Origin of the sequence: Bacillus sp. FSL H8-0534, assembly GCF_038005885.1 — a bacterium.
GTDB classification, from domain to species: domain Bacteria; phylum Bacillota; class Bacilli; order Bacillales; family Bacillaceae_G; genus Bacillus_A; species Bacillus_A pseudomycoides.
The window spans coordinates 3,917,395-3,927,892 of sequence record NZ_JBBOUC010000001.1; the positions used below are offsets into that span (position 1 = coordinate 3,917,395).

12 protein-coding genes are annotated in these 10,498 nt (G+C 36.3%); 5 read left to right on the forward strand and 7 right to left on the reverse strand.

The window, feature by feature from the left end:
* Positions 1-207: 207 nt before the first annotated feature.
* From MHH71_RS19880 to MHH71_RS19900, 5 genes are all read right to left on the reverse strand, one after another.
* The gene (locus tag MHH71_RS19880) at positions 208-636 is read right to left on the reverse strand and encodes a haloacid dehalogenase (RefSeq protein ID WP_003201351.1); all 429 of its coding nucleotides are present in this window, start codon (positions 634-636) and stop codon (positions 208-210) included.
* A gap of 96 nt (positions 637-732) precedes the next feature.
* Entirely contained in the window at positions 733-918 is a 186-nt protein-coding gene (locus MHH71_RS19885) for a hypothetical protein (protein ID WP_003201353.1), read from the reverse strand.
* 125 nt (positions 919-1,043) lie between these two features.
* On the reverse strand, positions 1,044-2,123 hold the full coding sequence (locus MHH71_RS19890; protein ID WP_033799166.1) for a Ger(x)C family spore germination protein: 1,080 nt from the start codon (positions 2,121-2,123) through the stop codon (positions 1,044-1,046).
* Positions 2,099-3,193, reverse strand: a complete 1,095-nt coding sequence (locus MHH71_RS19895) for a spore germination protein (RefSeq protein WP_006096264.1) — start codon at positions 3,191-3,193, stop codon at positions 2,099-2,101. The genes MHH71_RS19890 and MHH71_RS19895 overlap by 25 nt, the downstream gene beginning before the upstream one ends.
* A 16-nt stretch (positions 3,194-3,209) precedes the next feature.
* Entirely contained in the window at positions 3,210-5,120 is a 1,911-nt protein-coding gene (locus MHH71_RS19900; RefSeq protein ID WP_006096263.1) for a spore germination protein, read from the reverse strand.
* A gap of 202 nt (positions 5,121-5,322) precedes the next feature.
* Here MHH71_RS19900 and MHH71_RS19905 point away from each other — a divergent pair, with 202 nt between their 5' ends.
* From MHH71_RS19905 to MHH71_RS19930, 5 genes are all read left to right on the forward strand, one after another.
* Complete coding sequence (locus MHH71_RS19905) at positions 5,323-6,441, forward strand: alpha/beta fold hydrolase (RefSeq protein WP_006096262.1); 1,119 nt, start codon at positions 5,323-5,325, stop codon at positions 6,439-6,441.
* Positions 6,442-7,149: 708 nt separating this feature from the next.
* Complete coding sequence (locus MHH71_RS19915; protein ID WP_003201171.1) at positions 7,150-7,455, forward strand: rhodanese-like domain-containing protein; 306 nt, start codon at positions 7,150-7,152, stop codon at positions 7,453-7,455.
* Positions 7,456-7,590: 135 nt separating this feature from the next.
* Entirely contained in the window at positions 7,591-7,818 is a 228-nt protein-coding gene (locus MHH71_RS19920; protein WP_033794772.1) for a spore germination protein, read from the forward strand.
* Positions 7,819-7,836: 18 nt separating this feature from the next.
* Complete coding sequence (locus tag MHH71_RS19925; protein ID WP_003201175.1) at positions 7,837-8,157, forward strand: hypothetical protein; 321 nt, start codon at positions 7,837-7,839, stop codon at positions 8,155-8,157.
* 404 nt (positions 8,158-8,561) lie between these two features.
* Positions 8,562-9,158: a YHYH domain-containing protein gene (locus MHH71_RS19930; RefSeq protein WP_006096260.1), complete on the forward strand. Its 597-nt coding sequence runs from the start codon at positions 8,562-8,564 to the stop codon at positions 9,156-9,158.
* A 73-nt stretch (positions 9,159-9,231) separates the two neighbouring features.
* Here the strand turns inward: MHH71_RS19930 and narI are convergent, their stop codons facing one another.
* Together narI and narJ are read right to left on the reverse strand one after the other, a co-directional pair.
* Positions 9,232-9,933, reverse strand: coding sequence for a respiratory nitrate reductase subunit gamma (gene narI, locus MHH71_RS19935; RefSeq protein ID WP_006096259.1), 702 nt, complete (start codon positions 9,931-9,933; stop codon positions 9,232-9,234).
* A 17-nt stretch (positions 9,934-9,950) separates the two neighbouring features.
* Positions 9,951-10,481 (reverse strand): nitrate reductase molybdenum cofactor assembly chaperone, encoded by a 531-nt coding sequence (narJ, locus tag MHH71_RS19940; protein WP_003201180.1) that lies wholly within the window; start codon positions 10,479-10,481, stop codon positions 9,951-9,953.
* Positions 10,482-10,498: the final 17 nt, after the last annotated feature.

The following is a 10,498-nucleotide window of genomic DNA, read 5'->3' on the forward strand; positions in this document are numbered from 1 at the left end:
ATCTCTCACCTAACTTCTTTGCTTTCACCGAATTTTGAGGTGGGGGTATTACTGCCCGTTAATGCGGGATAAACAAAAAGGAGCTCTCTTCATAAAGAGAGCTCCTTTTTCAGATATATCGGCGTTTCGACACGAAATATCGTTCGCTCGAAAAAATAAGACATAAGTGCGGGGCTTAACTTCCCGCAAATGGTAGCCTATTCAATCTTATTTCCCTGCTTTTGCTAATGCTTCTTGGCGTTGACGCTCAATTTCAGCACGTAACTGTGGTTCTGGTGCTTGCCAGCCTTCTGGTTTTAAAATTTTGCCATCGCCTTCGCGGAAACGTGGTTTTCCGTCAGGGAATAGTTTTGCCATATTTGCATTGTTTACAATTTCAAAGCCTTTATCGGGACGAACTCCCATTTCTGCAAATGTTCCAAATGCGAAATAGATAAGGTCAATTAACGCATCATATTGATCTTCTACAGTATTAGCTTCTAAAAATTCCTCTAACTCTTCTTGCATAAAGCTTGCGCGAATTTTTGCGCGTTCTTCTGTTAATTTTGTTGGTACATCTGTAACAGGGTGTCCAAATACCTCGTGCATTTTTGCAACAAGTTCATATCCTTTATCTAAACCTTTTTCGTTAGCCATGTTGTTTCATCCTTTCACGTTTTGTGCCGAACTTTATTGTAACATAAGGAGATTGTTTAATAAAAAAAACACCTTATAAAATAAGGTGTTCTTTCCCTACTCTTCTTTCTTTATTAAAAATGATAAAGCGAGATCAATTCCGAACATCCCAACAAGTAGCGTCGGTACGACAACAAGTAAATAACGTGTAAATGAAACATTTTTTAAGTATGTATGAGCAAATAAAAAGACGCCGAGAAACAGAATACCATTTAAAATAGGTTTTACTAACTTTTTAGACATAAGCTCCCCCGTAAATATCTTTTTTCTTTATGTAAGTATTATCAAAAAACTCCTCTCTCCGTTGTATCATGCCCGGAAGAGGAGTTCAATCATTATCTGACATTTTGAGGAAACTATATTTCATATTATTCGATTACACCGGAGTTTGTAATATCAACTTCATATTTTACTGTGATAGGAACGTCTTTGTACATTTTTTTCCATTCTGCTAATTTAAATGGTCGATAGTGTTGTCTAAATTTAGCTCCTAGCCCAAGAGGATCAACATTTAAAGATTTAAATTTTTTGATGAGTTTTGTGGCTTCAGTATTTAAGCTTTTTTCAACTTCTTGTGATATTTTTTTTGTGTTCTGTTTATTTTCTAGGTTTACTTGTTTCGAAAGTTCTAAGATGCGTGCATCTATTTTTACTTTAATTAAAAAGGAAGGCTTTCCAGCTTTTATATTTACAGTATACGTTGGCTTGGAGCGTATATTATTGATCATTACATATCCATTATTACTTTTAAATTCGTGTGAATCTAACCGATGTTTTTCCAATAACCCCTTAAATACGAACATATCTTGTCGATCAATTTTTCCGACATACTTATCCTTTTTTAAAAGTCCAATGCCAGTGATTTTGATTTTGTCTTTACTCTTTTTTAGGATAGGCATATAAGAGTCTTGGCCTTCACGATAATAACGAAATGCACCTAAATGTAAATTATCAGTTGGTACGGGGCCAGTTTGCATGTTATGCTCTAACATTTTTTTTATATAGATAGCCACATTAGAAGAAGTTGTATATTTTCCTTTTAATAGCTCAGGTCCATTTCCTTCTAATAATCCAACATACACTGAGTTTCCGATGCTGACATCGCGAATCAGGGTATCAAAGGAGGTCGACAATCCTTTTTTTGCAATTCTTGTAGTAAATAAAGCAACGCGCATTTGTCCGCTTGCAAATGGTTGAGAAGATTCCAAAGAAGTATCAGCTTTTACTTGTTTAACGGCATTTGCTATTCCTTCAAAGACCTGTACTTTATTTCCTTTTCGCTGCACCGGACAAACCGATGTTACCTTTATTTTATTATTTTTTGCTGTATCAAAAACAACCCCTTGAATTAACTGAACATCATCAACAATATTTTTTTGCAAACAGCCTGTTATGATGAATAAACAAATACATGAAAGAAGAATTAGTTTTTTCTTGATTTTTTCCATTTTCTTTTCACCCACACGATAAGAAATAAGATTGGGATGTAAACATATATAAGCCAAAGACTAACTTTGGAAGTATGACTAATAAAATCGTTGATATCATGCCTGTTTGTTAAAAGTTGTGACACAATAATTGTAATGAACATGAAAGAAAGTAAAATGTATTTTTGCTTTACATGAAAGATTTCATGTGTTCCTCTTGTAGCAGCCCATAATGGAAGAATAAAACTTGTAAGAATTACAAGTGCATAGCCGGAGATGGCAATGTACTCTAGTCGTTCGATAAAGGGTAATTGAATAACTTGTGTCATGGAAAGCTGAGACCAAATTGTTTTTGATAACTGTTTTTCGCTAAAAAAAGCGAATGCCAAAATCGTGCTAAATAAATATAAAATGTTAGAGAATAATACACCATATTGTGCAAATTTATGAGATTTCTCGGGATTCTTCACAAATGGGTATGCCATAAGAAAAATTTCAAAGCCTGTCATGGTATAAATTGACAATTGAGATGCTTTTAAAATACTTCCCAAAGAATGCGTAAAAACAGGAAGTAAATTTTCCCAATGCGCGTACTTGAACATAAACAGGCTAAGAAAAATATAACCTAGTGTCCCACTAATTGAAACGACACAGATACCAGTGATGATGCGGAATCCTGATGAGATGATGTAGTAACTTAATAAACATAAAAAGGCGGTGAACATCCAAGTGGACCCGGTAGGAAACATCCATACTTGAACAATCTCAACATACGTTCGAACAACGGATATACTCGCAACCAAAAAATACAGCATGAATATAATATTAATGCCATTACCGAGCCACTTTCCAAAGGTTTGGTGATGAAGATCTATTAGGTTGCCTTCTGTATTTTTTAATAAGTAATACATCATCCAAACGAGAATGTGAATGATGATTCCTGTGATGAGAACACCAATCCAAGCGTCGTAGCCCGCAGCTTTGGCGATAATGCGTGCAAATCCGAGAACTCCAGCGCCGAACTGTGCACTATGAATCAAGAAGAAAACAAAGATAGGAGATATTTGATATTTTGTTTTGACTTTACTCATATGTGCACCTCGTTTCTTATTCATCAAAATCAGATGTATGTTTTGTTGAAATCCCATGTGCTGATTTTTTTACGTGTTGCGGCCTTGCTTGAATATCTCTTGTATCAATCATAGATAATGGAAACCGAATCCAAGAGTCTTTTAGTGATTGTCGCCTTGCTGGATAAAAGAGCGCGAATGGTTTCTGTAAAGAAGAAAGCCTGAATAGATGAGTAAATAAAAAGATAAAACCTAGTGAAATTCCGAATAGTCCACCTAATTCTGCAAATAAAAGGAATGGGAATCGTAGTAAGCGAACTGCGTTCCCCATCTTATAAATCGGTGTGATAAAGGAAGCTAACGCAGATAAGGCGACAATGATTAATAAAATATTACTTGTTAGTCCTGCTTGTACAGATGCTTGTCCGATTACGATACCGCCTACAATACCGAGTGTTTGGCCTACTTTCATTGGTAGTCTAGCCCCAGCCTCTCTAAGTAAATCAATAACCAGTTCTAGAAAGAGTGCTTCTATTAAAGGTGGGAAAGGAACTTGTGCTCTTGATAAAATTAATGTTTCGAGTAAATCGCTTGGAATTAATTCGTAATGATAACTTAAAATGGCAACATATAATGGTGCTGCGCAGATGGAAAACAGAACAGCAATGAGTCGTAAAAATCTTGAAAACGTAGCGTAAAGCCAAGATACGTTGTAATCCTCTGGCGAAACAAAAAAATCAAAGTATGAAACAGGAGTGAGTAAGACGCTCGGTGAACCATCTACAAAAATAGCGATTTTTCCATCAATTAATGCGGTCGTTACTCGGTCTGTACGTTCTGTATTAATAAATAGTGGGAAGATTGATTTTTCCCCCATCAATTCTTGAATATAGGAACTGTCGTTGATTTGATCGTATTCAATTGTACGAAGTGACTCTTCTAAATAATCAACACTGTCTTTTTCAGCAAGGTTCTCTAAATACATCATGACAACTTTTGTTTTAGAGAATGTCCCAATGATAACCTCTTTTGTTTGTAGTGCTAACACTGGAAGGCGTTTACGTACTAAGTTAAGATTCGTATCAAGATCCTCTACAAATCCCTCTTGTGGACCAATAACTGTAGATTCATTTAATGGAATAGATGGCGCCCGATAATTATCAATTGTGATATTTGCTAAGATACATTTTTGATCTTGTTCATGTAACTGTACGATAGCGTGCCCTTTTAAAACCATATCTTCGATTTTTTGAAGATCATTTGTGATCGTAATTCCGCTCATTGGAATATGCTCTTTTAATTCTTCTAATGTAGAACACGTATGCTCTAATAAAGCTGGCATTAAATACTTTTGTAATTTTTCACCATCAAGCGATGGCCGGTAATAAGAAATCCAATACGGCATTGTTTCATCATCTGATGTGTGATAACTTACAAAATCACTAGATGTTTTTAGGTTTTCTAATAAATCTTGAAGAGAGTGAACCTTTTCTTTCTCGGGTTTACTGAAATCATAAATGCTATTGCTACTATTATTTTGCTGCTTGCCTTGTATTTGCTGGTCCTGTTTAGTAGCTTGGGCAGATTGATGTTGTTTGTTTTGTGTTTGCGCGTCTTGTTTAGTACCTTGAGCAGATTGATGTTGCTTGTTTTGTGTTTGCTGGTCTTGTTTAGTAGCTTGGGCAAATTGATGTTGTTTGTTTTGTGTTTGCTGGTCTTGTTTAGCAGCTTGGGCAGATTGATGTTGTTTGTTTTGTGTCTGCGCGTCTTGTTTAGTACCTTGAGCAGATTGATGTTGTTTGTTTTGTGTTTGCGCGTCTTGTTTAGTACCTTGAGCAGATTGATGTTGTTTGTTTTGTGTTTGTTCCTCTTGTTTAGTAGTTTGATTTTGCTCTTTTGAATCTGTTTTACTTGATTTTTTTTTCTTTCGAAACCATTTCCATATCATACGTATTCCCTCTTTAACTCATGTAAGATAATGTTAGTTTATGGCGTATTTTGTATATTATGCACATGTTTATGGGGAATCAAAAATCCTTTTTGTTAAAAGAAGGGTTTCTTTTGGAAACGTAAAAGTGTTTTGGTAAACGGGATAGATTTGTTATGGAGGATTGATATATAATGACGTATTTACAATGGGGTAGAAATTTATGATGTATGTAAAAAAAGAAAGCTTTCATTTAAAAAAGTTTACATTTGAAAATGGCATAAAGATCCCTGTTCAGATTGGATATGAGACGTACGGTAAATTAAACCGGGAAAAATCAAATGCGATTTTAGTCTGTCATTATTTTAGTGCAACAAGCCATGCGGCAGGAAAATATACGGAGCAAGATCTCATTCCTGGTTGGTGGGACGGACTGATTGGACCGGGGAAAGCAATTGATACCGATCGCTATTTTGTGATATGTACCGATAATCTTTGTAATGTACAAGTGAAAAATCCTTACGTGATTACAACGGGACCAAAGTCAGTTAATCCAATAACGGGATCTGAATATGGGATGGGGTTTCCGGTATTTACATTTTTAGATGTAGCACGTGTGCAATATGAATTAGTGAATGCAATGGGAATTACAAGGTTACATGCGGTAATCGGACCATCAGCTGGTGGAATGATTGCGCAGCAATGGGCTGTTTGTTATCCCCATATGGTAGAGCGAATGATTGGTGTAATTACGAATCCGCAAAATCCGGTTGCGACATCGGTTAATGTTCTGCAAAATGCAATTGAAGCTATTCAGTTAGATCCAAAATGGAATGATGGAAATTATGGGGATGAACAGCCGACGAAAGGGCTGCATTTAGCAGGGAAAATGATGTTTATAAATGGGTTTGATGCTCACTATTATGAAACGACATTTCCGCGTAATAGTACGGAATCGCTACCTTATGAGAATTTCTCAGCACGGAATTCATTTGAACAAAATATAAATGCATTGACACTTCAAAATATTACTTTTGTGGATGCGAATTCATGGATGTATACAGCGAAAGCAACGTTATTACATGATCTTGCACACGGTTTTTCCTCTTTAGAAGAGGCACTTTCTCAAATAGAGGCAGATGTGCTTATGATTCCGTGTAAACAAGATTTACTGCAACCTTCTCGTTATAATTATAAAATGGTAGAGCTGCTCCAGAAACAAGGGAAATACGCAGAGGTTTATGAGATTGAAAGTATTAATGGCCATATGGCTGGTGTATTTGATGTTCATTTATTTGAAAAGAAAGTGGATGAGTTTTTAAAGAGAAGAGTGTTTGTATAAGTGCAAATTGAAAAAAACACATAAAACCTAATCTTTAGGTGGAAGAGAGCATCTGGCCATGAATAGAAGCGATCAGCCCCTTTTCCTTTTCCTGCCCCGTGCCAAGTGAAAACAAAGAGAGAAAACAAGTAGCGGTCACTTTTGGTTCTTCGGAGCCGCGACTTATACGCTTGAAAAATTGAAATGAATATATAGCAATGTGTGAAAAAAGGTGCGAGCCGTTAAGCGAGCACCTTCTTTTTAGATGATTTTTAAACGGAAGACGTATGTAGCAATGCATAATCCAAGGCAAGCGATACTAAGTAATAAATAAAAGAATGCTCGTTCTTGAGAGGATCGTGTGGGTCTTCTTTTGTTAAATATACCGAGTGAAATGATAGCGAGAATTAAAAAAATGAGACCTATAATGAAAAGAAAAAGTGTCATGTCGATCGACTCCTTTCGTAAAACAAGTATATTGAGGATACAATGTGAGAGGTAGATTTGTAAATGTAATAAATTTACAAATGAGTTGAGGAATAATGCAAATGAGGGAAGTTTCACTTCTTTGCGTTCGTAATTTTCCATGCTAAAATTGGTGATGAATAGATGAGTAGAGAAAAAATTTACTACGTCAACTACCCTTCACTTAAATACGAACGCGTTTTGAAGTGGGGACTTCTTTCGGAAATACGTTAAAGTTTTAATTATATTAAGGAGGAACGACATATGACAGAAGTAAAAACAATTACAACAGAAGAAGTGCAAGAGCGCTTAGAAAACGGGGAAACGTTATTTTTAGTAGATGTACGTGAAGATGAGGAAGTAGCACAAGGGAAAATTCCAGAAGCTGTACATATTAAAATGGGTGATATTCCAAATAAAGTAGAATTCTTTGATAAAGAAAATGAGTATATTTTTATTTGTCGATCAGGAATGCGCAGTGAAAATGTATGTCATTATTTAAATGAACAAGGGTTTAAAACAGTGAATATGGTCGGCGGTATGCTGCAATATGAAGGTGAAATTCAATAATTCATTTTTAAAACTTGAAACGCGTCTGTTTCAAGTTTTTTTCTTTTGCATACAGTGTATACAAGAATTGTTTTTCGCATATGAGTGAGCAACAATTCCTGCGATTATAATCGATTTATATAGAAAGGAGGGAGGATGGTGAGTGCGCGAATTCGTAAAATAAAGATTGTTAATAACACAGGAGCTGTTAATGTAGGTGATTGTTATACTATTGAACCATTTGCTGCTTCGAAAATATATGCTGGTTCTGGTGGATCGAGCATCGCTACTTTTTTGAATGGAAAACGGATGCCGCCAGTTACTCCTAGGACGCCAGAATTCCTTCCACCACTAGAAACAAGTGAATTAACATTAGGTTCATAACAGAAAGGTTGACTGGTCATGCCGGCAAATATTAAAGAGTTTGTGATTGTAAATAACTATGGGAATTTATTTACGGGGGATAACTTGCGGGATACTTCATTTGTTGCATCAAAGACATATAGTGGAGCAACAGGGCCAACTTGTATTGATGTTGTGACTGTAATAGGAACGGCAACAAATCTTTGCTTGAACCCAGGGGATGTAGTGACAACGACGTATACGAAAGGTTCAGCGATTGGAACAAGTATGAGCACGAATACCGCTCCAAGTGCCAACACGTCAGGTACTATGCAAGCTGTTCCGAATGCGGATAGCTTGGATTCTGTACCAGGTTTATAGAAAGAATCCTCTACTAAAAGTAGGGGATTTTCTTATTTTTTCATTGTTTACGTCTTTTTCGTACATATGGTTGTCAAGGAGAACAAGGAGAGGGAAAAGGTGGGGGCTTGCTGCCTGCAGATAGCGGGATAAATTGGATGTTCAATACCTTTGTTGTAATAGAAACAAGAGGTTCACCTAGTAATAATATAAAATCACTATTTATTTGGGTTAGTGCCAGATACTGCCGTAGTAAAACAATTTATAAAAGGAAACGCATTATTTTAGTAGATAGAGAATATTAGAAGTCTGGGAATTTATATTTTTATAATATGTAAAAAACACAATTCTTTATTAATATCATTCGGTTATCATATAATAATGCTTGATAAATAAATAGATAAAGAGAAGGGGAAAGTGAATCTATGAAAAAGAATATGAAAGTTTTAGCGATGGCAGTTGGTCTAACAATTATGGGATCAACGACAGCTGCTTATGCAAGCCCTGGTGGATTGGACAAAAATGGTGGACATACTTGCCGAACAAACTGTGGGAAATATGGGCTTGAAACAGGAGAATACCATTATCATAACAATTGGAAACAAGATAATGGAAAGTGGTATTTCTATGATCAAAATGGAACGAAAGCGAAAGGTTGGCAACAAGTAGGTACGATATGGTATTACTTTAACGGAAATGGAGCAATGCAAACAGGCTGGCAACAAGTAGGTACGACATGGTATTACTTCAACGGAAGCGGAGCAATGCAAACAGGCTGGCAGTCAATTAACGGTGCTTGGTACTACTTCAACGGAAGCGGAGCAATGCAAACAGGCTGGCAAGCAATTAGCGGCACATGGTACTACTTCAACGGAAGCGGAGCAATGCAAACAGGTTGGCAAGCAATTGATGGAAAATGGTACTACTTCAACGGAAGTGGGGCAATGCAAACAGGTTGGCAACTCATTAAAGGAGTAAAGTACTATTTCGAAAGTAATGGTGCTTGGAATCCGAATAAATAGTAAAATGAATATGGAAGATTAACGGAAAAATAAAATAGCACCTATCTTATTTTTATAGGATAGGTGCTATTTTTTATTGGATTTTTGCTTTTTCAGATTCAATAGGTTGTCTTTTTCGATAAATAACATAACTGCGTCGTAAATATTTCACTGGAACGCTAAAGACATGTACAAGTCTTGTAAATGGCCATGTTGCAAAGAGCCCCATCGCTGCAATGATATGGATTTTAAACCAAATAGGTACTTCTGCCATATATTCTGCTTTCGGCTGGAAAACAAAGAGGCTGCGGAACCATGGGCCAATTGTTGTTCGATAATCAAATCCTTTTGCATCAATATTGAAAAATGTAGAGGATAGACCTGCTAACATTACAATGAACAAGAGGACGAGGGCGACATAATCTCCTTTTGTACTTGTTGCGATAATGCGTTTTACTGTAAAGCGACGATACATTAAAATCACTAAACCAACAATTGAAGCAATTCCTGCAGGAAGACCGAAGCCGATAGCGACCATATGATACATATGCTCAGAAATACCGAAAGAGGTATATACAGATTCTGGTATTAATATTCCCATGATGTGTCCACCGATTACGAACATAATGCCAAAGTGAAAGAGTAAACTTCCGATTCGGAGCATTTTCTTCTCTAATAGTTCGCTAGATTTTGATGTCCAGCCAAATTGATCATAGTTGTATCTGAAAATGTGTCCACCGATAAAGATTGCGAAAATGATATAGGGGAACAGCACCCATAAAAATTGATCCATCATTTTGACGACACTCCTTTCTAATTCGCTTGTACTCCCCAGGCATCGATGGCGAGGAGAATGGCAGCAAGAATTGGTTCGTACATACAATTTGCTTCTTTTAACTGTCCGTGCAATGCTTGTATATCTTTCGTGTATCTACTCATAATTGGTTCGCTATCTTCTTCATTTGCGTTTGCGAGAAACTCAAGTAGAAGCGGTAGATAATCAGGTAGTTCTTTATCTGTTACCGCAAAGCCAGCTTTTTGATAGTGTTGTTTTAGCTCTAATAATTCAATTCCACGCTCTCTTTGTTCACCTGTGTTCATGTAAGTGAGATACATATTTGTTTTCTTTCCAAAGTCGAATGTATATACGTAAGAATCAATGAGTTGATCGTTTGTTTTTTCTTGAGCTTGTTTGATGAAAGCTGTAAGCAACGTGTGAATTTCTTCATGCGTAATCGTATCAATTGTTTCTTGTAGTTCTGGTAAAGCTTCTCTCCATCCTGTTTCAGGATAGGAGAGAAGGAAGGAAGCACAAGAAAAAGCAGTTTGTAAACCTTGTTTCATAGCTATTACCTCCTTAG